Below are 24,845 nucleotides of genomic sequence, written 5' to 3'. Positions count from 1 at the left end.
AGATGGACGCTCAGATATGCTTGATGCTGTTATTCCTGCTCGGCTTCAGGTGCTTCGGGCGCTTGGCCTTCAGTATCCTCAGCTGCAGCTTCGGCCACTATGGGTTCGCCGTTTTCATCGAATTCCACTTCGTCTTCATCAGACTGGATTTCATCGATACGCTGTAAACCCACCACGGCCTCGTCACCGGCGGTGCGGATAATGGTCACGCCCTGGGTATTACGGCCTATGATGGAAACGCCGGCCGCTGGAGTTCTCACCAGTGTGCCCTTGTCGCTGATCAGCATGATCTCATCATTGTCGCCAACCTGAACCGCACCGACTACGGCGCCGTTACGCTCGCTGACCTTGATGGAAACCACGCCCTTGGTAGCACGGCTCTTGGTTGGGTATTCACTCAGTTCGGTACGCTTACCAAAACCGTTTTCTGTGACTGTCAGAATGGCGCCATCTTCTTTTGGCACTATCAGTGAAACCACTTCCTGACCGTCTTCGAGTTTGATACCACGAACACCGGTAGCGGTACGGCCCATGGCGCGCACCTGATCTTCGCTAAAGCGTACCACCTTACCTTCGTTGGAGAACAGCATGATTTCATTGCTGCCGTCGGTCAGGTCAACGCCGATCAACTGGTCACCGTCTTTCAGGTTAACGGCGATAATACCGTTGGCTCTTGGGCGGCTGTACTCGATAAGCGATGTCTTCTTCACTGTACCGTGGGAAGTCGCCATGATGACATACTTGTCGGCTTCGTATTCACGAACCGGCAGAATCGCCGTAATGTGCTCGCCCTCAGACAATGGCAGCAGGTTCACAATAGGTTTACCGCGCGACTGACGGCTGGCCAGCGGCAACTGATAAACCTTGAGCCAGTAGAGCTTGCCGAAGTCGGAGAAGCACAAAATGGTGTCGTGGGTATTGGCAACCAACAGTTTCTCAACGAAATCTTCGTCTTTGACCTTGGTAGCCGCTTTGCCCTTACCGCCGCGGCGCTGCGCTTGGTAATCGCTCAGAGGCTGATACTTGGCATAACCCAAGTGCGACAGGGTTACTACCACATCTTCTTCGCAAATAAGGTCTTCGAGGCTGATATCCACGGCTGAAGCATTGATCTCGGTGCGACGCTCGTCACCATATTGCTCGAGTACTTCTGCCAACTCTTCTTTGATCACTTCCATCAGACGCTCTGGGCTTCTGAGGATATGCAGCAATCCAGCAATCAGCTCCAGCAGTTCTTCATATTCCTGGAGGATCTTCTCGTGCTCAAGACCGGTCAGACGGTGCAGACGCAGCTCGAGGATAGCCTGGGCTTGCTGCTCAGTCAGATAGTAGAGACCATCGCGAATACCAAACTCCGGCTCCAACCATTCAGGGCGGGCGGCGTCATCACCGGCTTTTTCCAACATGCCCTGCACGTTGCCGAGCTGCCAACCGGTTTCCACCAGTTTAACCTTGGCTTCTGCGGGTGTTGGAGAGGCCTTGATCAGCGCAATCACAGGGTCGATGTTGGCCAGGGCGATAGCCAGGGCTTCCAGAATATGCGCGCGTTCGCGGGCTTTACGCAGTTCAAACACGGTTCTGCGGGTCACCACTTCACGGCGGTGCAGAATAAAGGCTTCCAGCATCTCTTTAAGGTTAAACAACTTAGGCTGACCATTGGTCAGGGCCACCATGTTGATACCAAAAGAGGTTTGCATCTGGGTCTGGGCATAGAGGTTGTTGAGCACCACCTCGGCCACTTCGCCGCGCTTAACCTCAACCACAATGCGCATACCGTCTTTATCAGACTCATCGCGCAGGCCGCTGATGCCTTCAATTTTCTTGTCTTTTACCAGCTCGGCAATCTTTTCAATCAGACGAGCCTTGTTCACCTGGTATGGGATCTCTGTAACAATGATCCGCTCGCGGCCATTGTCTTCGGTTTCCACCTCGGCACGGGCGCGCATAATCGCCTTGCCGCGACCGGTACGGTACGCTTCCTCTATGCCTTTCTTGCCATTGATAATGGCGGCAGTCGGGAAATCCGGGCCCGGGATATAATCCATCAGCTGTTCGATAGACAGCTCAGGCTCTTCGATAAGTGCCAAACAGCCTTTAACCACTTCGGTCAGGTTGTGCGGCGGAATATTGGTGGCCATACCCACCGCAATACCGGAAGAACCGTTGACCAGCAGGTTGGGGATCCGGGTCGGCAACACGGCCGGGATCATTTCGGTGCCGTCGTAGTTGGGGACATAATCGACGGTTTCTTTCTCAAGGTCAGCCAGCAGTTGATGCGCCAGCTTTTCCATACGAATTTCGGTATAACGCATGGCCGCCGCGGCATCGCCATCGATAGAGCCGAAGTTACCTTGGCCATCCACCAGGGTGTAACGCAGCGAGAAAGGCTGTGCCATACGCACTATAGTGTCGTACACGGCGCTGTCACCATGAGGGTGATACTTACCTATCACGTCACCGACAACACGTGCCGACTTCTTATAGGGTTTGTTCCAATCGTTTTTCAGCTCGTTCATCGCAAAGAGTACGCGGCGATGTACCGGCTTGAGGCCATCGCGTACGTCTGGCAATGCCCGCCCGACGATAACGCTCATGGCGTAATCCAGATAGGAGTTCTTTAGTTCGTCTTCAATATTTATTGGCGAAATTGATAAAGCCAGATCAGTCATAAACTGCTCGATCCCCTTAAATTAGCTGACAACTTGTAATCCGTGTCATTGTCGAGCCCAACAAACGTGATTTGGCATTCTAACACAGTTATTTAATGTCGGAAGTCCTTAAAGCCGCCTTTGCAGCCAAAAAGGCCAAGGGCATGATACAAGTCGCGAGCAGGGCCAAAGATCACTGTCCTGGGTGTGAATTCTGCTGCTGTTTTTATCATCAAAAACCGAATCTTGCCTATATTTTGCGCGATCTCTAATCTTTGCCGAGAGCGATCACATTGAGGCACCATTTTATGCTGCCCTTGCGCGTAAGTTATATGGTTATAATAGGTTCACTTTATTATTGCTGTTTCAGGTCCGAATATGTCATCTCTACCCAATGTCGACCCTCAGGAAATCGCCAAGTTTGAAAGTATGGCCGCCAGTTGGTGGGATCCTGCCGGTGAATTCAAACCGCTGCATGAACTCAACCCTCTGCGCCTTAATTATATAGACGCCCAATCCGGCGGTATCTTTGACAAGCTGGTACTGGATGTCGGCTGCGGCGGTGGCATTTTGTCAGAGAGCATGGCCCGCATCGGCGCTAAGGTCACCGGGCTGGATATGGGCTTTGAGCCGTTGGAAGTCGCCAGGCTGCATGCACTCGAAGCAGGCGTCAGCATAGACTACCTGCAGGAAACCGCCGAAGTGCATGCCCAGAATCATCAGGGACATTACGATACAGTTACCTGTATGGAGATGCTCGAGCATGTACCGGATCCGCAATCTGTGATCCAGGCTTGTTGCGATATGGTCAAGCCCGGAGGTTGGGTATTCTTCTCCACCATTAACCGCAACATCATGTCTTGGGTACAAACCATACTCGGTGCCGAGTATGTGCTGAAAATGCTACCTGCCGGTACCCACGATCACAGCAAATTTATCCGTCCGTCCGAGTTGATCGCCATGGCGGAACACACCGAACTGTTGTGCCGTGACGCGCTGGGCATAAAATACAACCCCTTGAGTGGCGTATTCAGTTACACCAAGAGCGTTGAAGTTAACTACATGATTGCCTGCCAACGCCAGGACTGATGCCATGACGCCTAAGCTGCCGTTTCAAGGGATTCTGTTCGACTTGGATGGGACTCTGGTGGATACCGCCGAGGATCTAACCGAAGCGCTGGCCTTGGCGCTGGCATCCCATGGCGTCTCGATAGAGGATAAGCGTAAACTTCTGCGTACTCTGGCCTCTCACGGCTCGCTTGCCATGGTGCAAGCCGCCGTGCCCCAAGCCTCAGCAAAGGAGCAGGAGCATATCCGGCAAGCGATGCTCAGGGAATATGATGAGGTCAACGGCCAAAAAGCCTGTTTGTTTGAAGGCATAGAAGCCTTGCTGGACAGTGCCCTATCAAGAGCCTTGCCGTTGGGTATTGTCACCAATAAACCGGCGCGTTTTACCCGCCCCTTATTAGAGCGCATGGGACTGCTTAAACGCTTTGATGCTGTGGTCAGTGCCGATACCACCCTCTATCGTAAGCCCCACCCTGCTCCTATGTTACTGGGAGCTCAGCAACTTAACTGCGCTCCCGAACGTATTCTCTATCTTGGCGATGCCGAGCGCGACATAGTCGCGGCGCAGGCGGTCAATATGCCCTCAGCCATCGCCCTATGGGGATATCTGGCGGCCGAGGATAAACCGGCGGAATGGGGTGCCGATTGGCAGTTAAATCATCCACAGGCAGTGATGTCGCTGCCATTGTGGTAAGTCACTCGTTCACTTTCCCCATAATCCTTTGGAATAATCGGCCTCAAAAAAGCCCTTGCACCACAAGCGACACCATGATAGCAAGCCGACAAAGATCACAGATTGACGTTTATTTTGGCAGTCGCTCACTTTGCTCACGTTTGCCGCTTTTTTGAGCTCGCCATCGGTTTGCGCCAGAAGGGGTGCCACTTTGACTTTTGATATCCTCAAGATATCCACAAGATATGCCCAAAACACAGACTTGCAAAAGTTCACTCACCTCACTATCTTGTTACTCAAGATCTAGAACAACACCATATCTAGTGTATTGGTCGCAATCGAACATACTAGTCATGCACTGAAATCTTCCAGTTAACAGAACCCTCTCGGGCTGTCTTCGTTAACTGTTCGGTTGATTGTTTTACTTTACATGGAAAGGTTCAATGGTGCGGGCGTACCATTGTCACTGATATTACAACCAAGGCCTATCTTCAATGAATAGCACTATGACAGTTACCAAACGCAGTGGCGCACGAGAAATTATCGATCTCGACAAGATCCACCGTGTTATCACCTGGGCAGCCAAAGGATTAAACAACGTCTCGGTCTCCGAGGTAGAGTTACGTTCTCATCTGCAGTTTTATGATGGTATTCCCACAGAAGCCATCCATGAAACCATTATCAAGGCCGCCGCCGACCTGATCTCTCCCGAATCTCCGGACTATCAGTTCCTGGCAGCTCGCCTTGCTATTTTTCATTTGCGTAAGAAGGCCTTTGGTCAGTTTGAGCCGCCAAAACTGGCTGATCATGTCAGCAAGTTGGTTGCCATGGGCAAGTACGACAAGCATCTGTTGGAAGACTACAGCCGTGAAGAACTGGATGTACTCGACAGCTATATCGACCACTGGCGCGACATGAACTTCTCCTATGCTGCCGTCAAACAGCTGGAAGGCAAGTATCTGGTACAAAACCGTGTGACTCATGAAGTCTACGAAAGTGCCCAGTTCCTCTACATTCTGGTAGCCGCTTGCCTGTTTGCCCGTTATCCGAAGGAAACCCGGCTACAGTATGTCAAAGACTTCTATGATGCGGTTTCTACCTTCAAGATCTCTTTGCCGACGCCTATCATGTCCGGTGTGCGTACGCCGACCCGTCAGTTCAGCTCTTGCGTGCTGATCGAGTGTGACGACAGCCTGGATTCTATCAATGCCACGGCCTCATCCATCGTCAAATATGTCAGCCAGAGAGCAGGTATCGGTGTGAATGCCGGCCGTATTCGCGCCCTTGGCAGCCCGATTCGTGGCGGCGAAGCCTTCCACACAGGTTGTTTGCCTTTTTACAAGTATTTCCAGACTGCGGTGAAATCCTGCTCCCAAGGCGGCGTTCGCGGCGGTGCTGCAACCCTGTTCTACCCTATCTGGCACCTGGAAGTTGAATCGCTGCTGGTACTGAAAAACAACCGTGGTGTTGAAGACAACCGTATCCGTCACCTGGACTATGGCGTTCAGATCAACAAGCTGATGTATCAGCGGATGATCAAGGGGCAAAATATCACTCTGTTCAGCCCATCGGACGTTCCCGGCCTGTATGACGCCTTCTTTGCCGATCAGGACGAATTCGAGCGTCTGTATGAACAATATGAACAGGACCCGAGCATTCGCAAGAAGACCCTAAAAGCGGTCGAGCTCTTCTCGCTGATGATGCAGGAGCGTGCTTCCACCGGCCGTATCTATGTACAGAACGTGGATCACTGTAACACCCACAGCCCCTTCAACGCCGAAGTGGCCCCAGTGCGTCAATCCAACCTGTGCCTTGAGATTGCCCTGCCAACCAAGCCACTGAACAATATTGACGATCCCAATGGCGAAATCGCCCTTTGTACTCTGTCGGCGCTCAACCTGGGTGCGATAAACGACTTGGGCGAACTGGAAGGCCTTGCCGATTTGGCCGTGCGCGCCCTGGATAACCTGCTGGACTACCAGGACTACCCAATTCCCGCAGCCAAGACGGCATCGATGAACCGCCGCACTCTGGGTATCGGGGTCATCAACTTCGCCAACTATCTGGCCAAGAACGGCGTGAAATACTCTGATGGCAGCGCCAACGGCCTGACTCACAGAACATTTGAAGCCATACAGTACTACCTGCTCAAGGCCTCGATGAATCTGGCCAAAGAGCTGGGTGCTTGCCCGCTGTTCCATGAGACCACTTATTCTCAGGGGATCATGCCGGTAGATACCTACAAGCGGGATCTGGACAAGATTTGTGATGAGCCGCTGCACCTGGATTGGGATGCCCTGCGTCACGATATCAAGCAGCATGGCCTGCGTAACTCGACTCTGTCGGCACTGATGCCATCCGAGACCTCTTCGCAGATCTCCAACGCCACCAATGGTATTGAGCCTCCACGCGGCCTTATCAGCGTCAAGGCCAGTAAAGATGGCCAGCTCAAACAAGTGGTGCCCGATTTTGATGAGCTCAAGGAGAAGTACGAGCTGCTGTGGCAGATGCCCAGCAACGACGGTTACCTGCAGTTGGTGGGTATTATGCAGAAGTTTGTCGATCAGGCGATTTCGGCCAATACCAACTATGACCCATCCAAGTTTGAAAGTAACAAGGTTCCGATGAAGCTGCTGCTCAAGGATCTGTTGACCGCCTACAAACTCGGGGTCAAAACCCTTTACTACCACAACACCCGGGACGGTGCTTCCGACAAATTCGATGACATTACCAGCATCGAGAAGGAAGACGACGGTTGTGCCGGCGGCGCCTGCAAGATTTAAGCAGGATTAAGTAACAAGTTCGGGGCCCAGGTGGCCCCGTTGTTTGGAAAGAGTAGATCATGGCTTATTCAATTTTTTGTCAAACCCCCAACGATGCCACCCGCGAACCTATGTTTCTCGGTCAAGCGGTTAACGTGGCCCGTTACGATCAACAGAAGTACGAAGTATTCGAGAAACTGATCGAAAAGCAGTTGTCTTTCTTCTGGCGCCCGGAAGAAGTGGATGTCAGCCGCGACAAAATCGATTTTGGCGCCCTGCCGGATCATGAAAAGCATATCTTCCTCTCCAACCTCAAGTACCAAACCCTGTTGGACTCGATTCAGGGCCGCAGCCCCAATGTGGCTTTCCTGCCGCTGGTGTCCCTGCCCGAGCTGGAAACCTGGATTGAAACCTGGTCCTTCTCCGAGACCATTCACAGCCGTTCCTACACTCATATCATCCGCAATATTGTCAACGACCCATCCGTGGTGTTCGATGACATAGTGGTCAATGAGGAGATCCTCAAGCGCGCCGGCGATATTGCCGAGTATTATGACCGCCTTATCGAGCTGACCCAGCTGTATCACCTGCATGGTGAAGGCAAGTTCGACGTCAACGGTCGCACCCTTGAAGTCACTACCCGCACCATCAAAAAAGCCCTCTATCTGTGCATGATGTCGGTCAATGCGCTCGAAGCGATACGTTTTTACGTCAGCTTCGCCTGCTCCTTTGCCTTTGCCGAGCGCAAACTGATGGAAGGCAACGCCAAAATCATTCGCCTGATCGCCCGCGATGAAGCTTTACACCTGAACTCAACCCAGCACATTATCAACCTGATGCAGGGCGGCAAGGATGACCCTGAGATGGGTGAAATCGCCAAAGAGTGCCAGCAGGAAGCTTACGATCTGTTCCTGCGCGCAGCCGAGCAGGAAAAAGCCTGGGCCAAGTACCTGTTCAAGGATGGCTCCATGATAGGCCTGAACGAAACCATTCTCTGCCAATATGTGGAGTTCATTACCAATCAGAGAATGAAGGCGGTTAACCTGGGCGCACCATACAGTGAGCAGAGCGATCCCCTGCCCTGGATGAAAAACTGGCTGGAGAGCGATGCCGTACAAGTCGCGCCTCAGGAAGTGGAAGTATCATCCTATTTGGTCGGCCAGATAGATTCGGCTGTCGATGACGATGAGTTCTCCGACTTTGACCTTTAACAAAGCCCCTATCGTGCTGCTGCGCGGAGAGCCCTTGCTGCTGTATACCACAGAGCACAGGACTCTACTGGCAGCGCTCGAAGCCCGTAAGGTGAGCATTTTTTCCGAGTGCCGCAGCGGGTTTTGCGGCGCCTGCAAGACCCGGATGCGCAGTGGTTCGGTCACTTACCTGACCACGCCATTGGCCGAGTTAAAGGCGGATGAATGCCTGCCCTGCTGCTGTGTGCCTACGGAAGATCTGGACTTGGACCTCTCCAGCGAAGGCGCCGACATGCCGCTGCTGCGGGTTAAACACTTGGCCTGACACAAGCGCAAAAAACACCGTCAATGGCAGATCTCCTACAGTCAAACAAGCGTTTTTTCGTTGTAAATCCTGCCTGACTCCGGTACTCTGCCGGACTTATGAAATCAGACTCAAGTTATTCATTCAAAAGTCTTTATTGCGCTTTTGACCGCTACCCTCTGCCCAAAGGCGCTTCGACCCATATACGTTATATGGCGTCAACCCTGTTTGCCTTCCAGTCCCCCGGTATGCTCTATCTGCAAGGTGATCCCCAGATGCCTTCCTGGCAGAAAGAAACCCTGTCACTCGGCAGCAATCCCAGCGAGGTAAGCAGTGAGGTCAGTATCGTCAGGCACCAGCTAAACCCAGGCTCGGGCAATAACGTACTTGCCAAGGCGCTGGACTATGCCAATCAGCTTGGGGCGCTGCTCAGGCAAAATCGCGATACCCTGACATTGGCGCAGTTTCGTGATCCCTGGGCGGGGGTGCCTTTGCTGGATCATCGCAAGGACAATCCAGCGCTCAAGCTAGTTTATGAGGTCAATGCCCTGCCCAGCATAGAGCTGCCTATTCACCTGTCGCTGCCGCGAAAAACCCTGGCCAAAATCAGCGCCTGGGAGCAGCGTTGCCTGGATGGTGCCGATCTGATTGTGACCCCATCAAGAATCACGGCTGCCGGCCTTGAAAAACGCACTACCACTCCAGTAGTCTATCTGCCAAACGGCGCCGAGTTGCCGCCTGCCGAGCCATTGAGGCAAGCACAGGATGCGAGGCTACCCAGGCTCATCTATTTTGGTGCCGCCCAGCGCTGGCAGGGGCTTAAGGATCTACTCAAAGCCTTTGCCTTGGTGCGCCAGCAGTTGGAGGTCGAATTGGATCTCTGCCTTTCTCTCGAAAATCGCCAGGCACGGCAGGTAAAGGCCTGGCTCAAGTCCATGGAACTGGAAGATTATGTTTCACTGCATTTCGGGCTGGACCAAGCCAGTCTCAGGCAAAAAATCCAAGCCGCGAGCGCGTCTTTGGCGCCGCTCACGCCCTGCAGGCGCAACATGCTTCAGGGATGCTGCCCTTTGAAAGTGCTCGAATCCATGGCTTGTGGCACCGCAGTTATCGCCTCGGATCTACCGGTCATTCGTGAACTAGTAACCCATGAAGAGCATGGGCTCTTGGTTCCCCCCTCCAGGCCCTCCGAGCTCGCCAGAGCCTGTATTGAACTGCTCAGTCAACCGGCCAAGGCCAAAGATTTGGGACTCAAGGGCCAACAAAGGGTGACAGAGCAATTCCAATGGCAACAGATCTGCGCTCAGCTCAGCGACTTGTATCACCAGCTGAGCCAAGGCCCCATGCAAGCTAGCGCTTAATCGCTAGCCGTTTAATAGCACCTGTTTAATGTCAAGGAAACGATATGGAAACAGCCATAAACCCTTTTAACGCCCCGCTTCACTACTGGCGAATGCGCAAAGTGTTCAAGCAGTTAACCCCGGCGGAGCAGGAATTTATCCGCACCAAGAAGTTGGATGCGACCCATTCGACCCAGCACTGGTTACTGTTTCTCAAGCGTCTGACCCGATTGGATCGTATGGGCAGCCCATTGAGACGCCAGTTTCGCCGCAGCCGCAATTGGTTGATAGGTTTCACTGTTGTCAGCATATTCCTGCCCGTGCCTCACCTGGTGGTGTATACCCTGGTAGGGTTGACCCTGGCCTCGATATTACTGCTTCACAGCTGCAACAATATGGACGTCAACGACAATGTGCGCACCGGCCTTATCAAGTTAATGCAAGTATTGGCGATGGAGACCAACAGCGTGCAGCTGAAACTGGATCTCGACTCCATACACAAGCGTAAGCCGGCCCGAACCGAAAAGCCTGAGAAAAATACCCAACTGGCCTACTTTGAAGTGCCACTGTTGCAATTCAGGGCCAAACTCAAAGACGGCAATGAGCTGCAACTGCGGGTGGATGATGTTATCTGTCGTCGTAAACGCACCCGTCGCAACGCCCGAGGCAAAGTCAAAACCAAGATCAAGTACAAGGGACGGCGCAGCATTCGCAGCAGCCTGACGCTGAATGCTGAATATTATCATCTACGCCAGGGTAAACTGGCACCAACGAGCAAGGCACAGACTCAAAACGGCATCACCAAGGTGAAATCCAACTCCACCTTTAAATTTATCGGTGAGTCACGTTTGATGGATGCCGAGAATATTCTCAGAACCATCGCCAAGTCCTATCAACAGACCAGTATTCGAGCCAGGGGATAATATGAGTCAGTGTCAGCTAAAAGTCGGTTTTTTCACCCTAAGCCCTTGCGGCCAACCTGCCGTTGGCAGTTGCAGTGAGTGCCAAGCCAGTGTCTGCGAGCATCATCTGGATCCCAAAACCTGTCTGTGTTTTCAGTGCGCCGCCAAGCCATTGAAGGTCGGCAAGGAAGTCTATGAAGATCCACACTCAGGCACCAAGTATGAGCAATTGAGCCTACAAGGCGTTAAACCAGAGGATCCGCTTGCCGGTTTCGCCCTCAAGCAATTGTATCTCGGTAGTGCCTGGTACCAACTGCACACCAAACACGGCAGTTACAATAAAGAGTTTGATGCCGAAGACTTTGCCGCTTTTGAGCTCCCTGTCGACGAAGATGATCAGCAGTTGCCGGATTACGAGTATCGGGATATCTATGACAGCTAACCCCAGGCTACTGTGGCTGACTCAACACTACCCACCTGCCAAAGGCGGCATGGCACTATCCTGCGATAGACTGGTGCGCCATTTGCGGCGGCTCGGGGTACATATCACCCTTTATCATTTGCGCTCCGGCGGCTTGGAAAAGGAGACCGGCTATTTTGCCGAGCAGGGTTGTGATCACAGCTTCCCCATGGGTACAAACCCGGCGCACTCGCTCAATCTTCTGTGGCACAAGCTGGAAGGTGAATATGATGCTGTCGTTGTCTATGGCTATCCCTTCTCCATGCATGCCGGGCGGGTCTTTGCCGCCTGGCTTGGGCTACCGCTCATCACATTGCTGCGCGGCAACGACTTCGACTTGAGTATTCTCGATCATCGTCGCTATCAAGTGCTGCAGGATACGCTGCAAGCCAGCGCGCTGGTATTGACCGTCAGCGCCGACAAGGCAAAACGTGTCAAAGCCCTGTGGCCGCAAGTCAGAGTGCACAACATGAGTAATGGCCTGGATAGCGAACGTTGGCAACCATTGCCGCTGGATAAAGAGCAAGCCAAAGCCTGGCGTTCCAATAACCTGGAAAATCCCAGTCAGCCTGTGATTGGACTTTTCGGTCATTTGAAAGAGAAAAAAGGTTTGGCCTTTTTTATCGAGACCTTCAAACGCAGCCCCTTGGTACACAGCTGCCATCTGTTGTTGATTGGCGAGCTGGATGAAAGCGCAGCCGAGCTATTGCAAACCCTGCCCGAGGGCAGTTACACCCTGGAGCCGTTTCTTGACAGGTATCAACTGATAAGCCGTTATCTGGTATGCGACCTTATCGCCATTCCCTCTTTCTATGAGGGAACCCCCAATGTGCTGCTGGAGGCGGCGGCGCTTAACATCCCTGTGCTCGGCGCCTGCTGTGGCGGTATGGCCGATCTTATCTTCGACAGCCTGCATGAGCGCGAAAAGCATGTCTTTGATGGCCGTTTGACTGACAGTAATGCAGCAAATAATCTCCGCGGCCAAACGGACTCAGGTTATCTGTTTCATCCAACTTCGGCGGAATCGCTTTTGGATGCGTTGGTGCGTTGGCAAACCGATACGGCTTCGATTCGCGCCGCCAAGAGCCAGGCCTTGTACCAAACGGTACTGAGTCAGTGCAGCGCCGAGGCTGAAGCCGAGCGCTATTTTTCTGTCATCAAGTCTCTGGTCGCTCAAACGGCGAGTCACTGATGCTTATCTATTACGCCCCCGGCGGCGGACTCGGGCACTTGAGCCGGGCACTTAAAGTGCTCGGCTTTATCAAGGCGCAGCAAGCGTTGGTGATCACAAGTCCACTGCCGTTAGCGGTCGACACGCTGTTACCAAAGGGCATTCAACACATAAGTCTGCCTACCAGGCTTCAAAGCCGAGCCGAACTCAGCGCTTGGCTCAAGCAGTTACTGGCATCGCTCAACAAGCAACAAGCGTGTCGGCTCATGCTGATAGATGCCTTTCCCGGGGGCATTTGGGGCGAGCTTGGTGATCTCCCCTTGCCTGGCAAACTTGTCTATATCGCCAGATTGCTCAACTGGAATGTCTATCGCCAGCGTATTGCCCATATTCCCCATTTTCAGCAAATCTGGTTTTGTGAATGGCCGACCCCGGAGCAAGAGCTGGCGCTCTCCAATCAAACGGGCCAACGCTTCTGGCTGCCGTTACTCGGCGAAGACAAGTCCCAAGATGCAACCCCAAAGGGTCTTGAGAAGCCTAAACAGACTCTGGTGATCCACTCGGGAAGCCTTGCCGAGCAGGCTATGCTGCTTGAACACGCCGCAAAGGCGGGAGAAGCGATAGATATTATTGCGCCGCCGCGCCCAAGCGCCGATGCAGGCTTTAACCCCCTTGATGGCAAACCCCTTGATAAGCGTGCTCTGAGCGACTTCAACAACTGCAACAACAAAGAGCACAAACCTGGATTAACCCGGCTGCAGCTGTACCCGGCCTCAGATATTGGCTGGCAGTATCAAAGGGTTATCTGTGGCGGCGGCTTCAACCTGGTGAGCGAATATATCCTGCATCCAGGCGCCCTCTTCGTGCCCCTGACCCGGGCGCTGGATCTGCAGCATTTGCGTATCGACCGCGGCTTGGGCGGTTTTTTACCGCCGCCCGGGTTGAGCTCAATACCGAAAGATATCCTCAAGCGGCTTTGAAACGCTCATTTAGTGTTGAAAGCTTGTCACTCAAGGCTGTGACTCGGCTATCCGGGCGTGAATACGGTTGACCTCCAGCAAAGCCGCACTGCCGTACCAGGCTTTAAGTTCCATAATAAGGCTACCGGCCTGAACCGCAGGATCGCTGGCCGTCAAGGCTTCAGCCTCAGCCAGACTGGCGACATCAAAGATATAAATCCCCCGCCACTCGCCGCCATTGATAAAGGGCCCGGCTAACACGAGTTTGCCCTCATGCGCCAAACGCTGAATATGGCTCATGTGCGCTCTTTGAAGCTCGGCGCGCTGTTCTTTGCTGCCACTTCGATTGGGACCCGCCTTTAAAAACGCCATCACATAAGGTTTCATACCATATTTATCGGCACCGAGTGCATGGGCCAGCGCCTTATCATAAGCAGGCGTTTCAACGGATACCGGATTATCTGAACCAGCAGCCGTTGCCACTAAACTCAAGCCGGTCAACAGCGCCAGCGCGCAGCAACTCGCCATGGTAGTTTTCATCATTGCTATCTCCCCAACCCGATGCCCTTGTATGTCCGCTTTTCGACAATAAGGTTATAAATAAAGCAAAAAAATCCCCACCGTGGCGGGGAGTTAAGCTAAGTAATCCGACTTTGACAGGCCTCGGCATGCCTTCAGTCTGATGCCTTGAACGTGCAAGCCAGTCTCTACAAAAGAGAAGGCCAAGAGGACTTATTCGCACCTTCCCTAAACCCGGATAGAGACTAGATCCGCATCGCCAATTCTGCACCCTGACGAATGGCGCGTTTGGCATCCAACTCGGCAGCGACATCAACGCCGCCAATGAGGTGCATTGGCAAGCCGCACTCTTCCAGTTCCGGCAACAGCACTCGGTTGGATTCCTGACCTGCGCAGATCACCACAGTATCCACAGGCAGCAGCTGCGGCTTGTCATCAATCAGTATATGCAATCCCTGGTCATCAAAGCGCTCATAGCTGACCCCACTGAGCTCTGTCACCTTGTGCTGCTTAAGCACCATGCGATGGATCCAGCCCGTGGTCTTACCTAAGCCTTTACCCAGCTTGCTCTTCTTGCGTTGCAACAAATACAGCTCTCTGGCCGGGGCATGCGCCTGGGCTTGTTTGGCCAGTCCGCCACGCTCGGCGTAACTTGTGTCTATCCCCCACTGACGATACCAGCGCTCCGGCTCCAGCGTGCTGGACTCCTGCTCGCCGAGGAAATGCGCCAAGTCAAAACCTATGCCACCGGCGCCGATAAGTGCCACCCGCTGGCCGACTTCCACCTCGCCCCGCAGCACCTGTTGATAACTGACCACCTTGGGAGAATCAAACCCGGGCAAGTTGAGCGCTCTTGGTACAACACCACTGGCGACCACCAACTCATCAAAAGCCTCATCCCTGAGCACAGAGGCGTTGAGCGGCGTATTCAAACGCAGGTCCACCTTAAAATGTGCGAGGCGATTCTTAAAATAACGTATGGTTTCGTTGAATTCCTCTTTGCCGGGGATCTTGCGCGCCAGGTTAAACTGACCACCGACTTCGTCTCGGGCTTCAAACAAGGTCACCTTGTGCCCCCGCTCAGCGGCGTAGACGGCAAACGCCATCCCAGCCGGGCCCGCGCCCATCACAGCCAGGCGTTTGGGTGACTCAGTCTTGGGGAAATTAATCTCTGTCTCATAGCAGGCTCTTGGATTAACCAGGCAAGTAGCACGCTTGAGCGAAAAGGTATGATCGAGACAAGCCTGATTACAGCCGATGCAGGTATTGATGGCTTCGCTTTGATTGGCCGCGGCTTTGTTGACAAACTCAGGATCAGCCAGGAAAGGCCTGGCCATAGACACCATATCCGCCTGCCCCGAGGCGAGGATCTGCTCGGCTATCTCAGGCGTATTGATCCTGTTGGTGGCCACCAAAGGAACACTGAGTTCTTTTTTCAAACGTTCAGTGACCCATGCAAAGGCGCCTCTGGGTACGCTGGTAGCTATGGTCGGGATCCTGGCCTCATGCCAACCTATGCCGGTATTGATGATAGTGACACCGGCTTGTTCCAGCGCTTTGCCGAGCTCAATGACCTCCTCAAGGCTTGAGCCCTTGTCGACCAGATCCAACATAGACAGACGAAAGATAATGATGAACTCGGGCCCAACCTTGGCGCGGATGGCGCGAACAATTTCCAGTGGCAAGCGAATACGGTTTGCAAAACTGCCGCCGTACTCATCGCTGCGCTGATTGACCCGCTCACAGATGAACTGATTGATGAGATAGCCCTCAGAGCCCATCACTTCCACGCCATCATAACCGGCCCGTTTGGCCAATTCGGCAGAGGTGGCATAATCCTTTATGGTGCCGCGGATTTGCCGCAAAGACATGGCTCTCGGCGTAAATGGGGTAATGGGCGATTTGACCTTGCTCGGTGCCAGCGAAAAAGGATGATAGCCATAACGGCCGGCATGAAGGATCTGCATACAGATCTTGGCGCCGCCCTCATGCACGGCGCGGGTAACGATTTGGTGTTTGCCCACTTGCCAGGGAAAGCTCAACTGACAGGCGTTGGGGGCCAAACGGCCGCGAAAGTTTGGCGCTATGCCGCCGGTGACAATCAAACCCACACCACCCAGCGCCCGCTCCTTGTAGAAGTGTGCCAGTTTCTCAAAACCGCCCTTTTCTTCTTCCAACCCGGTATGCATGGAACCCATGAGTACCCGGTTTCTCAGCTGGGTAAACCCCAGATCCAAGGGTTCTAATAAATGAGGAAAGCCCGACATTAAAACATCCTTTTTAAACAAGTGATTTAAATCAGCATAACCTGAGCCGCCATCAAGCTCAACATAAAGCATGCATTGCGATCTCCCTTCGGCTAAGCCGGTAAAAGCACGCGTATAAAATCACTTACAAATGTGTTTTCCCGTTGCTGTTATTTTCAGTTAGCATTAGCAGAATGCATGGAAAAATGGAGTGGCTATGTCCGCAAAACCCCTGACAACCAAGAATACCCTGATGTTGATCTGGAATGTGATCAACTTCATTCGCAAGCTGGTGTTGAACCTAGTGTTCTTCCCGCTGTTCTTTATCGCTTTGATAGCCGTGGTCATCGCCATGGTCAGCAGTGATGAAATCCAAGTTGAAGATGGCTCGGCGCTGGTATTGAACCTGGCCGGCGGCATAGTGGATCAAAAGCGCCAGATTGACCCGTTCGAGGCGATGTTAAGCCAAGGCAAAGGGCCTGATGCAAACGGTGAAATCTTATTGAGCGAAGTGCTTTATACCATTAACAGCGCTACCAATGACAAGCGGATCAAGGCCCTGGTGTTGGATCTATCCGAACTGCAATATGGCGGCCTGAGTAAGCTGAGCGCCATAGGCCAGGCGCTCAACGAATTCAAAGACAGTGGTAAGCCTGTGGTCGCCATAGGTAACTACTATGATCAGAACCAGTATTTCCTGGCGAGTTTTGCCAATACTGTCTACCTCAACCCTGAGGGCATGGTGGCGGTAGATGGCCTGAGTCGTTATCGTCAATACTATAAGTCAGCGCTGGATAAGTTAAAAATCAAGGCGCACATTTTCCGTGTCGGCACTTTCAAGTCAGCGGTCGAGCCTTTTATCCGTGACGATATGTCAGAAGCCGCCAAGGAGGCCAACTCTGCCCTGCTCAACGACATCTGGGGCAGTTACACAGAGACTGTCGCCGCCAATCGCGGCATAGACAAATCCAGCCTGGGCCTTAATGCCACGGCTTATTTGGCAGAGCTGGAACAAGCCGACGGCGATTCAGGCACCATGGCGGTTAACCTCAAGTGGGTCGATAAACTGGCCAGCGCCGAAGACTTCCGCTTGGCGATGTTGGAACTGGTAGGCAAAAGCAGTGAAGGCGATAGCTTCAAGCAAATCAGCTACTATGATTACGCCACGTTGATGGCACCGCTGCCCGAGCTGGTCCCCTCAGAAGAGATTGGCGTAATAGTGGCCAAGGGCAATATTCTCAACGGCAGCCAGCCGGCCGGCGACATTGGCGGCGAAAGTACCTCCGCCCTGCTGCGTAAGGCGCGCTTCGATGACACGATCAAGGCCGTAGTGCTGAGGGTCGATAGCCCCGGCGGCAGCGCCTTTGCTTCCGAGCAAATTCGTCAGGAAGTGCTGGCATTGAAGAAAGCCGGTAAGCCTGTGGTGGTCAGCATGAGCAGCATGGCAGCCTCCGGTGGTTACTGGATTTCGGCCAGCGCTGACTATATCTATGCCACTCCCACTACCCTGACCGGCTCCATCGGTATCTTCGGCATGATAACCACCTTCGAGGATTCCCTGTCTTCAATCGGTGTCAATACCGATGGAGTGGCCACCTCCGACTGGGCTGGTCTCTCGGTTACCCGGCCACTTTCCGATGGTGTCAAGGCGGTGATCCAGCGCCATATCGAGCGTGGCTACAAAGACTTTATCTCACTGGTCGCCAACGAGCGCAATATGACACTCGAGCAGGTGGATAAGATTGCCCAAGGCCGCGTCTGGTCCGGCAAGAAAGCTCTGGAGCTAGGCTTGGTGGATGAACTAGGCGATCTTGATAACGCCATTGCCAAGGCCGCCGAACTGGCAGGGCTGGATAAGTTCGACAGCCGAGTGATAGAGCAAGAGCTGACACCTGAGCAACTCTTCATTCAGGAGATGTTTGCTAGTGTTTCCGCTTATCTGCCTCAAAGTGTCAAGCAGTCCAGCGTACTGGAAAAATTGCTGACTCAGTGGAGCAAAGTGCTGGAAGAATTTGCCGCCTTTGATGACCCTAACGGTGTCTATCTCTACTGTGATAACTGTAGTTATTGATAGCCTATCTCTGTAAGCCCGGCGAGCCGGGCTTTTTTACGCCTTATGCTGAGGAGCTTGATTTGCTATACTCCCGCCTCTGTTTTGCCCCAGAGATAAATAAAGCCAGATTATGAGCAAAAGAAAGTCCATCTATGTCGCATACACGGGCGGCACCATAGGGATGCAAAAAACCAGCAACGGCTTTGCCCCTGTTGCCGGTTTCCTGACCGAATGCGTCAACTCCATGCCGGAATTTTTCCATGAAGAGATGCCGACATTCGTTATCCAGGAATACAGTCCGCTGATAGACTCTTCCAACATGGCTCCCAGCCACTGGCAGATGATAGCTGACGACATTCAAGCCAACTACGACAAATATGATGGCTTTGTCATTCTTCACGGCACGGACACCATGGCATTTACCGCCTCGGCACTGTCTTTTATGCTGCAAGATCTCGGTAAGCCGGTTATCGTCACTGGCTCGCAAATACCACTGGCGCAGTTGCGCTCAGATGGCCAGACTAATCTACTCAATGCCTTGTATATCGCCGCCAACTATCCGGTTGCCGAGGTTTGCCTATTTTTCAACAATAAGTTGTTCCGGGGTAACCGTACCACCAAGGCTCATGCCGATGGCTTCGATGCCTTTGCTTCGCCGAATTTCCCCCTATTGCTGGAAGCCGGGATCAAAATTCGTCTGCGCGCCGGTAAAATTGCCCCGGCTTGCGATAAACCATTAAAGGTTGCATCCATCACCCCCCATCCCATAGGTGTGGTCACCCTGTATCCAGGGATCTCCACCGAGGTGTTCAACAACATATTGCAGCAACCGGTAAAAGCATTGATATTACTGACCTATGGTGTCGGTAATGCACCGCAGGATCCTGCCTTGTTGGAAACTCTCAAGCGAGCCAACGACAAGGGCACTGTACTTATCAATTTGACCCAGTGTTTACAGGGAAAGGTCAATATGGGCGGTTATGCCACCGGCAACGCCTTGGCGAAGGCCGGCGTCATCAGTGGCGCCGATATGACCACCGAAGCCGCCTTGACCAAGTTACATTACCTCTTGTCTCAAGGGTTAGATGTCGAAGAGATAAGACGGCAGATGCAACAAAACCTCTGTGGTGAACTCACTGCAGATTGAATTTAATTGATAGCAAAAAGCCCTGTTTATACAGGGCTTTTTATGTTTAGAATCCAGAGAATTAATTAAAGATCAGATTCTTTGAATTCAGCAATGCTCTCACCGCGAAACTGTTTTTTCAGCTGCGCTTTGGACAGCTCGTTGATCTGGCCACCGGCGCCTATAGTGAAGTGCTCGGTTTGTTCCATACGCCTGGCTTGATACAGCATCACCAGTTGCAGGGTGTTTTCCCGCTGCTCCTCGGTCAGCACAGTGCCATCTTCCCACTTACCTATCTCGGCGGCGCTGCGCAGTCTTTCATAGACCTCAACCGGCATCTCTTCAATCACTTTATTGATATCTGTCATACACTTTTCCGCTTGTGCAAAATAATACGTACCCGGGTTATCAGATAGCCCACGAAACCGAGCGTAAAGCAGACGGCACCGGCAATGGCGCGATAACCTTCGGCGACTTCCCCACCCCAGAACCAGATAACCACCCCGGCGATAAACAGGGTCAAAGCCAGAAAGCTCTGATTCATCAGTTTGGTCGACTGCTGAATATGGCTGATCCTCGACAGCGACTCGGTGTTGGGGCCCAGCTTGGAACTGCAGTGTGGGCAACTGGGTGCCTTACTGGAGATCCGCTTGCGGCATAAAGGGCATTCAACCAGTGCCATAGCGGCTCCTTACCTGAGTTTATCCACTACGGCCAGCATGGCGGTCAAAGAAGCTTCACCCAGGTACAAGCAGCGCTCCGGGGACCAGCCCACCAGCGGATCGGCCAGATTATCATTATCTTTAAATGGCATTTCCAAGGTGTTTGACAGGCAGTTGAAGGTTTCACCGACCCAGTTGGAACCTATGGTCAGGTTGGCCTTGCCGGGCTCGTCCTTTTCATAGCCATGTTCGGTTTGGAAATCCGGGCTAACCAGCAGTAGTGCCGAGGCAAATTCCTGTTGCAACTGAGTCAAACGCTCATCCCAACAAGGAATGCCTTCACAACCGGCCAAGAACACATAAGGCAGACCTTCATCACCATGAACATCATAGAAGAGATCGACACCGGTTTCTTTCATCTTCTGTACCACATGGTACACCTCTGGACTCTTCTCCAAGCTTGGCGTTTGCCACTCCCGGTTTAGGTTAACGCCGGCAGCATTGGTGCGCAAATGGCCGCGGGCGCTGCCATCTGGGTTCATGTTGGGTACAACATAGAAGTTGGCCTTATCCAGCAACTGTTTGGAGACAGGATCGTCCGAGTCCAACAAACGATACAACAAACCTTCCACCAGCCATTCGGCCATGGTTTCCCCCGGGTGCTGACGGGCAGTGATCCAGATGTTGCGCTTGCTGCTATCACCGTCACCGACCTTGACCAGGGTCAGATCGCGACCATCCAGGGTCAGCCCCAGGTGTTCCAGACTCACTTCAGGATGCACCTGCACTGCGCTGAGCAGATCCAAGTGGCGCTCATAACTATAAGGAGCAAAATAGGCTATCTGAATCGCATCGGCGTCCAATTCAACATTGATACTCAGTTTACCGTCTTCATATTTGGTGGGCAGACGGAACCAGTGCTGGCGATCATAGCTGGCAACTGCTTGGTAGTTTTCCCAGCCTTTGGGATAAGAGGCGCTGCCGGCGTTGATGATATTGAGGGTGTAACCGTTTCCTACCTGGCCTTCAAAACGGAAATTGAACCACTGGTAGAACTCTCCGCCCTGATCCGGGCGGATCGCCAGTCTGATGTCGTCCTTGTCATCCAAACTGATGACTTGAATATTACCACCATCAAAATTCGCGCTGATCCGCATGATGTTTTCCTTCATTGCTTTTATAGGGTGTGGAGCCGGATGGCTCGCGCAAGTGGACTATAGGATAAACCAAATTGGCCGCGCTTGAAAACGCGACCCAAAGCGATATTGCATACTGGAATAAAAGAGTGGTGAGATGTTGCATCTCACCAGAGGTTAAAGCTGTATCCTTGGCCGCGCACAGTATTGATAAGGCTTCGAGGTAATTGAGTCTGCTCCAGTTTGCGCCGAGTGTTGGAGATGTGCATATCGAGGTTACGATCAAACTGACCCAGTTCTTTTTTCAATACCCGCCGCTGTAACTCCTGTTTGGTAACCACTTGTCCCTTACGATCAAACAGATATTTGAACAAACGAAATTCTGTTTGAGTCAAGCACAGCTGCTGATCGGCGATGGCCACTGTGTTATCAGTCTCGTCAAACTGGATATGCTTGTTAAACGTCAGTTCGGCAGTTTCCTGTTCCTTGCAGATATTAATCCGTCGTATGAGTGCTTGAATACGGACCAAGAGCTCTTTAACACTGAATGGTTTACTCAGGAAATCGTCTGCCCCCAGTTCATAGCCTTTAATCCTTTCCTCTTCATTGTCTATGGCTGAAATTACTATGACAGGCGTTTTGTCCTTACGGGCAAGCAACATCTCAAAACCATTGAGTTTGGGCATCATTAAGTCGAGCAAAATAACATCCGGAGTAAAGGTGTCCAGTCTCATCAACGCATCCAAACCATCAGTAGCGGCTACTACATAATGTCCCTCGCTCTCCAGAGTTTCTTTAAGTAAGTCCCTGAACTCCAGGTCATCATCCACTAATAATATTTTCGTCATTTCCGTTAAATAATTCTCGAATAAGAACCATTACCATTTACGTTAACATGATTGCCCCGGATGAGCCAGTAAAATCCACCGCCAGTCATGATTGAGGTGCGCAGGATCACGCCCAAGGAACAACGAAAAAGGGACAGTGGGTCAAACTGTCCCTAAGGGTAAGAACGACTTGTTTAATGACTCCAACCCCGAGAGCCATACCACAGGGTGAACTCAGTTTATTGTTGGATAACGCTCTAATTATCTTGTATCAATTGACTGATGTACTTGACCGGGGCACTGCCATAGCTGAGAAAGCTTTCGTGGAACGCCTTGAGATCAAATGCCTTGCCTTGCTGCTGTTTGAGCTCCTCCCTGAGATCGTAAATTTCACGATATCCGGCGTAATAGCTGGTCAACTGTACCTGGCTCAGCGTTGCCCGGCGCCACTTACCTTCCGCCTCGGCTTGCTGTTGGAAGGCTTCTTCGGTCATCAGCTTGATTGCCTGCTCTTCAGTCATCCCCTTGACCTGAATGCTGTAGTCCAGAATGGTGTTGCATATCACCCTGAGGTTCCACTTGTAGTACATCAGCCACATTTCCGGCTCAAAGTTGCCATAGCCCTGTTCCAGCATCATACGCTCGGCGTAAACGGCCCAACCTTCGACCATGGCGCCATTGCCAAACAGGCTCTTGACCAGGCTCGGTGACTCATTGGAGTACACCAGCTGAGTGTAATGGCCGGGGATCGCCTCATGTATGTTCAGTACCTGCAATATCCAGTGGTTATACTCGCGCAAGTAACTTTCGGCCTGCTCGTCAGTCATGCCATCGAGGGGAGTCACGTTGTAATAGGTGTTGCCCCCCTTCTCATAAGGTCCGGGAGCACTGATGGAGGCTCCGGCAAAACCTCGCATATATTCTGGTGTTTCCCTGACCACCAAAGGCTTTTTCGGATCCAGAGTCACCAAGTCATGTTGATTGACAAACTTCACCAACTCGGGGATCTGCGCTCTCACCTCGGCCACAAAATCTTCCCGCTTAACATGCCGGGCCGAAAGCTTATCGATCAACTGCCTGATAGCCTTCTTCTCGTCTTGCGGCTTAGGCTCTTGGAAATACTTGCTCCAGAGCTTATCGGTAATTTTCGCCATTTCGCCCTGAACCCTGGCCTTATCGGCCAGCGCTTTTTCATAGAGGGCCTTGGCGCTCATACCGGCCTGAATATCGAAGGCAAACTTCTCCTCATAAAGTGCTTCTCCTATCCGAAAACTACGGCTGCCTTCGCGCTTAAGTTGCTGTTGCAGCTGTTTTAGAAACTGGATATGCCCTTCGATGGCTGCCACGGCATTAGCCAGTCTTTGCTTGAACAACGCCTTTTCATCAGCGTTCAAGCCGGAAGCGTCCACCTTGGCGAGCAGTTCATCGGACAATACCGTAAAGGCACCCTGATTTTGCATGATGGCCAACTCTGTGTGCTCCAGAGTGGGATTATTTATGTTTTGCTGCGCCGCCCGGTAATAGGCCGGCACATTTTCCAATCGTCCCAATACAGAGCGCAACCTTTGATCCAGAGGTGCAAAGTCCTCATTGATGATTTGCGCAAAGCCTCCAGCCACGTTGTAACTGGAAGGATCCCACTGCCAGGACTTAAAGCGCTTGATCTCCCACTCCATGCTGCCGAGAACATTTTCAATCAAGCGATAGTCAATCAGGTTGGCCGCTGTCAGCGCCGCAAAATCAAAGCTCGTCATCTTGGCTCGCTGCTGCTGAATAAAGTTCAGCGTCGCAGTGCGGCTGGTCGCATCCGGTACCAGGAGTTTGGCATCATACTGATGAAAGCCGTTATAGAGCGCCCAAGTCGGTGCAACTTGCCATAGCGAATCGATAAAGCTTTGACTGAATGCACTAAACGCTTGGTTCTGATCTTGTTTAACAACAGCAGAGAGGTTAGATGCCATCGCCTCGGGCGAGCCTTGGGTTTGACATGCAGACAGACCTGTCAGCGCCAGTGACACCGCCAGGCACAGGGTGAGTTTTTTCATATGATTTCCTTCCCGGCACCCGCGTGTTAAAAATTGAATTGTTATCGGTTTTTGGGTGCATAGTAGGCAAGTAAATCATGGACGCGGCGACTTTTCAGCAATTGTTGTTAAAAAGACATTCTTTGTTACAGAATGCGGCCTCGCTTAACCCCTTGGTTAATCGCTGAGTTGGCGCAACTTCCTTTCTGCGAAGGGTGAATAAAGCATCCTCGAAACAGTAACGCAAAAAATCGGCGTCATTAACATTAACCCTATCATCTATCTGCTTCGGGGGACGCCGCTAAAAAGTAACTGTTACCGCATCGGCACTACGGATTGCCTCACCATGGTAAACGGCTTCGATATTATTACCATCCGGATCAAGTACAAAGGCTGCATAATAACCGGGATGATAGTGACGCATCCCAGGGGCACCGTTATCCTTACCGCCATGAGCCAAGGCAGCAAGATAAAACTTATCCACCATACCCGGGTCTTTTGCCTGGAAGGCGATATGATGGCGCCCGGTAAGCTCGCCCAAGGCGGCAGCGCCATCTACTGCTGTAACCAGCAATTCATCAGCCCAGAAGTATCCCTCTCCCGAGCCACCAATGGGAATATCAAGAGTGGCCAACACGGCGTTATAAAAGTCATAACTGGCCTCAAGGTTACTTACAACCAATTGAATATGATCAATAAGACGCCCCTTATAAAGCGCTGTCATGAGAAGTACCTCCTTCAAAAGAAACCAAGGAATGATTTGCCCGGATGTGAA

The 24,845-nt window shown here is 52.3% G+C and carries 21 protein-coding genes; 12 read left to right on the top strand and 9 right to left on the bottom strand.

Annotated elements, in window-relative coordinates; genetic code table 11:
- Positions 1–29: 29 nt before the first annotated feature.
- Positions 30–2,669, bottom strand: a complete 2,640-nt coding sequence (gene gyrA / locus K5621_RS09910) for a DNA topoisomerase (ATP-hydrolyzing) subunit A (protein ID WP_221051072.1) — start codon at positions 2,667–2,669, stop codon at positions 30–32.
- 357 nt (positions 2,670–3,026) lie between these two features.
- Here gyrA and ubiG point away from each other — a divergent pair, with 357 nt between their 5' ends.
- The 10 genes from ubiG (at position 3,027) to K5621_RS09860 (ending at position 13,498) form a co-directional block, all read left to right on the top strand.
- Entirely contained in the window at positions 3,027–3,737 is a 711-nt protein-coding gene (gene ubiG / locus K5621_RS09905) for a bifunctional 2-polyprenyl-6-hydroxyphenol methylase/3-demethylubiquinol 3-O-methyltransferase UbiG (protein ID WP_100143624.1), read from the top strand.
- A gap of 4 nt (positions 3,738–3,741) precedes the next feature.
- Positions 3,742–4,410: an HAD family hydrolase gene (locus tag K5621_RS09900; protein ID WP_221051071.1), complete on the top strand. Its 669-nt coding sequence runs from the start codon at positions 3,742–3,744 to the stop codon at positions 4,408–4,410.
- 473 nt (positions 4,411–4,883) lie between these two features.
- Entirely contained in the window at positions 4,884–7,172 is a 2,289-nt protein-coding gene (nrdA, locus tag K5621_RS09895; protein WP_221051070.1) for a class 1a ribonucleoside-diphosphate reductase subunit alpha, read from the top strand.
- 59 nt (positions 7,173–7,231) lie between these two features.
- Entirely contained in the window at positions 7,232–8,362 is a 1,131-nt protein-coding gene (nrdB, locus tag K5621_RS09890; RefSeq protein ID WP_025010421.1) for a class Ia ribonucleoside-diphosphate reductase subunit beta, read from the top strand.
- Entirely contained in the window at positions 8,331–8,666 is a 336-nt protein-coding gene (gene yfaE / locus K5621_RS09885; RefSeq protein ID WP_245003161.1) for a class I ribonucleotide reductase maintenance protein YfaE, read from the top strand. The genes nrdB and yfaE overlap by 32 nt, the downstream gene beginning before the upstream one ends.
- Positions 8,667–8,764: 98 nt before the next feature.
- Complete coding sequence (locus tag K5621_RS09880; RefSeq protein ID WP_221051069.1) at positions 8,765–10,006, top strand: glycosyltransferase family 4 protein; 1,242 nt, start codon at positions 8,765–8,767, stop codon at positions 10,004–10,006.
- Positions 10,007–10,050: 44 nt separating this feature from the next.
- Positions 10,051–10,908: a hypothetical protein gene (locus tag K5621_RS09875; protein ID WP_221051068.1), complete on the top strand. Its 858-nt coding sequence runs from the start codon at positions 10,051–10,053 to the stop codon at positions 10,906–10,908.
- A 1-nt stretch (position 10,909) separates the two neighbouring features.
- On the top strand, positions 10,910–11,329 hold the full coding sequence (locus tag K5621_RS09870) for a hypothetical protein (protein WP_052247922.1): 420 nt from the start codon (positions 10,910–10,912) through the stop codon (positions 11,327–11,329).
- Positions 11,319–12,539: a glycosyltransferase family 4 protein gene (locus K5621_RS09865; RefSeq protein WP_221051067.1), complete on the top strand. Its 1,221-nt coding sequence runs from the start codon at positions 11,319–11,321 to the stop codon at positions 12,537–12,539. The genes K5621_RS09870 and K5621_RS09865 overlap by 11 nt, the downstream gene beginning before the upstream one ends.
- Complete coding sequence (locus K5621_RS09860) at positions 12,539–13,498, top strand: hypothetical protein (protein ID WP_221051066.1); 960 nt, start codon at positions 12,539–12,541, stop codon at positions 13,496–13,498. Before K5621_RS09865 ends, K5621_RS09860 begins: the two co-directional genes overlap by 1 nt.
- Positions 13,499–13,528: 30 nt before the next feature.
- On the opposite strand, the gene K5621_RS09855 is transcribed toward K5621_RS09860, so the two are convergent.
- Positions 13,529–14,020 carry a YciI family protein gene (locus K5621_RS09855; protein ID WP_245003160.1) on the bottom strand — a complete coding sequence of 164 codons (492 nt, stop codon included), beginning with the start codon at positions 14,018–14,020 and terminating at the stop codon, positions 13,529–13,531.
- A gap of 221 nt (positions 14,021–14,241) precedes the next feature.
- Positions 14,242–16,263 carry an oxidoreductase gene (locus K5621_RS09850; protein WP_221051065.1) on the bottom strand — a complete coding sequence of 674 codons (2,022 nt, stop codon included), beginning with the start codon at positions 16,261–16,263 and terminating at the stop codon, positions 14,242–14,244.
- Between the two features lie 196 nt (positions 16,264–16,459).
- On the opposite strand from K5621_RS09850, the gene sppA reads away from it, so the two are divergent.
- Positions 16,460–18,313, top strand: a complete 1,854-nt coding sequence (gene sppA / locus K5621_RS09845) for a signal peptide peptidase SppA (RefSeq protein WP_100143615.1) — start codon at positions 16,460–16,462, stop codon at positions 18,311–18,313.
- A gap of 112 nt (positions 18,314–18,425) precedes the next feature.
- Entirely contained in the window at positions 18,426–19,442 is a 1,017-nt protein-coding gene (gene ansA, locus K5621_RS09840; RefSeq protein ID WP_100143614.1) for an asparaginase, read from the top strand.
- Positions 19,443–19,507: 65 nt separating this feature from the next.
- Here the strand turns inward: ansA and K5621_RS09835 are convergent, their stop codons facing one another.
- The 6 genes from K5621_RS09835 to K5621_RS09810 all read right to left on the bottom strand — a co-directional run bounded on the left by K5621_RS09835 (position 19,508) and on the right by K5621_RS09810 (position 24,794).
- Positions 19,508–19,789, bottom strand: coding sequence for a YeaC family protein (locus K5621_RS09835; protein ID WP_100143613.1), 282 nt, complete (start codon positions 19,787–19,789; stop codon positions 19,508–19,510).
- Complete coding sequence (locus K5621_RS09830) at positions 19,786–20,103, bottom strand: zinc ribbon domain-containing protein (protein WP_100143612.1); 318 nt, start codon at positions 20,101–20,103, stop codon at positions 19,786–19,788. The genes K5621_RS09835 and K5621_RS09830 overlap by 4 nt, the downstream gene beginning before the upstream one ends.
- Positions 20,104–20,112: 9 nt before the next feature.
- On the bottom strand, positions 20,113–21,240 hold the full coding sequence (locus tag K5621_RS09825; RefSeq protein ID WP_221051064.1) for a M14 family metallopeptidase: 1,128 nt from the start codon (positions 21,238–21,240) through the stop codon (positions 20,113–20,115).
- Between the two features lie 146 nt (positions 21,241–21,386).
- The gene (locus K5621_RS09820; protein ID WP_100143610.1) at positions 21,387–22,067 is read right to left on the bottom strand and encodes a response regulator transcription factor; all 681 of its coding nucleotides are present in this window, start codon (positions 22,065–22,067) and stop codon (positions 21,387–21,389) included.
- Positions 22,068–22,303: 236 nt separating this feature from the next.
- The gene (locus K5621_RS09815) at positions 22,304–24,091 is read right to left on the bottom strand and encodes a DUF885 domain-containing protein (RefSeq protein WP_221051063.1); all 1,788 of its coding nucleotides are present in this window, start codon (positions 24,089–24,091) and stop codon (positions 22,304–22,306) included.
- A 280-nt stretch (positions 24,092–24,371) separates the two neighbouring features.
- The gene (locus tag K5621_RS09810; RefSeq protein WP_100143608.1) at positions 24,372–24,794 is read right to left on the bottom strand and encodes a VOC family protein; all 423 of its coding nucleotides are present in this window, start codon (positions 24,792–24,794) and stop codon (positions 24,372–24,374) included.
- Positions 24,795–24,845 lie beyond the last annotated feature (51 nt).

It is taken from the genome of Shewanella carassii (assembly GCF_019670705.1).
Classification (GTDB): domain Bacteria; phylum Pseudomonadota; class Gammaproteobacteria; order Enterobacterales; family Shewanellaceae; genus Shewanella; species Shewanella carassii.
The sequence above is the reverse complement of the archived record's forward strand: the minus strand, read 5'-3'. Positions and strand labels throughout refer to the sequence as shown.

Excerpts from the sequence above, each read along its gene's own strand:
- K5621_RS09835 (WP_100143613.1), bottom strand. The coding sequence starts at position 19,789 with ATGACAGATATCAATAAAGTGATTGAAGAGATGCCGGTTGAGGTCTAT.
- K5621_RS09850 (WP_221051065.1), bottom strand. The coding sequence starts at position 16,263 with ATGTCGGGCTTTCCTCATTTATTAGAACCCTTGGATCTGGGGTTTACC.
- K5621_RS09810 (WP_100143608.1), bottom strand. The coding sequence starts at position 24,794 with ATGACAGCGCTTTATAAGGGGCGTCTTATTGATCATATTCAATTGGTT.
- K5621_RS09820 (WP_100143610.1), bottom strand. The coding sequence starts at position 22,067 with ATGACGAAAATATTATTAGTGGATGATGACCTGGAGTTCAGGGACTTA.
- nrdA (WP_221051070.1), top strand. The coding sequence starts at position 4,884 with ATGAATAGCACTATGACAGTTACCAAACGCAGTGGCGCACGAGAAATT.
- yfaE (WP_245003161.1), top strand. The coding sequence starts at position 8,331 with ATGACGATGAGTTCTCCGACTTTGACCTTTAACAAAGCCCCTATCGTG.
- K5621_RS09865 (WP_221051067.1), top strand. The coding sequence starts at position 11,319 with ATGACAGCTAACCCCAGGCTACTGTGGCTGACTCAACACTACCCACCT.
- K5621_RS09855 (WP_245003160.1), bottom strand. The coding sequence starts at position 14,020 with ATGATGAAAACTACCATGGCGAGTTGCTGCGCGCTGGCGCTGTTGACC.
- K5621_RS09900 (WP_221051071.1), top strand. The coding sequence starts at position 3,742 with ATGACGCCTAAGCTGCCGTTTCAAGGGATTCTGTTCGACTTGGATGGG.
- K5621_RS09815 (WP_221051063.1), bottom strand. The coding sequence starts at position 24,091 with ATGAAAAAACTCACCCTGTGCCTGGCGGTGTCACTGGCGCTGACAGGT.
- gyrA (WP_221051072.1), bottom strand. The coding sequence starts at position 2,669 with ATGACTGATCTGGCTTTATCAATTTCGCCAATAAATATTGAAGACGAA.
- K5621_RS09870 (WP_052247922.1), top strand. The coding sequence starts at position 10,910 with ATGAGTCAGTGTCAGCTAAAAGTCGGTTTTTTCACCCTAAGCCCTTGC.
- K5621_RS09830 (WP_100143612.1), bottom strand. The coding sequence starts at position 20,103 with ATGGCACTGGTTGAATGCCCTTTATGCCGCAAGCGGATCTCCAGTAAG.
- ansA (WP_100143614.1), top strand. The coding sequence starts at position 18,426 with ATGAGCAAAAGAAAGTCCATCTATGTCGCATACACGGGCGGCACCATA.
- nrdB (WP_025010421.1), top strand. The coding sequence starts at position 7,232 with ATGGCTTATTCAATTTTTTGTCAAACCCCCAACGATGCCACCCGCGAA.
- ubiG (WP_100143624.1), top strand. The coding sequence starts at position 3,027 with ATGTCATCTCTACCCAATGTCGACCCTCAGGAAATCGCCAAGTTTGAA.
- K5621_RS09875 (WP_221051068.1), top strand. The coding sequence starts at position 10,051 with ATGGAAACAGCCATAAACCCTTTTAACGCCCCGCTTCACTACTGGCGA.
- K5621_RS09880 (WP_221051069.1), top strand. The coding sequence starts at position 8,765 with ATGAAATCAGACTCAAGTTATTCATTCAAAAGTCTTTATTGCGCTTTT.
- sppA (WP_100143615.1), top strand. The coding sequence starts at position 16,460 with ATGTCCGCAAAACCCCTGACAACCAAGAATACCCTGATGTTGATCTGG.
- K5621_RS09825 (WP_221051064.1), bottom strand. The coding sequence starts at position 21,240 with ATGCGGATCAGCGCGAATTTTGATGGTGGTAATATTCAAGTCATCAGT.
- K5621_RS09860 (WP_221051066.1), top strand. The coding sequence starts at position 12,539 with ATGCTTATCTATTACGCCCCCGGCGGCGGACTCGGGCACTTGAGCCGG.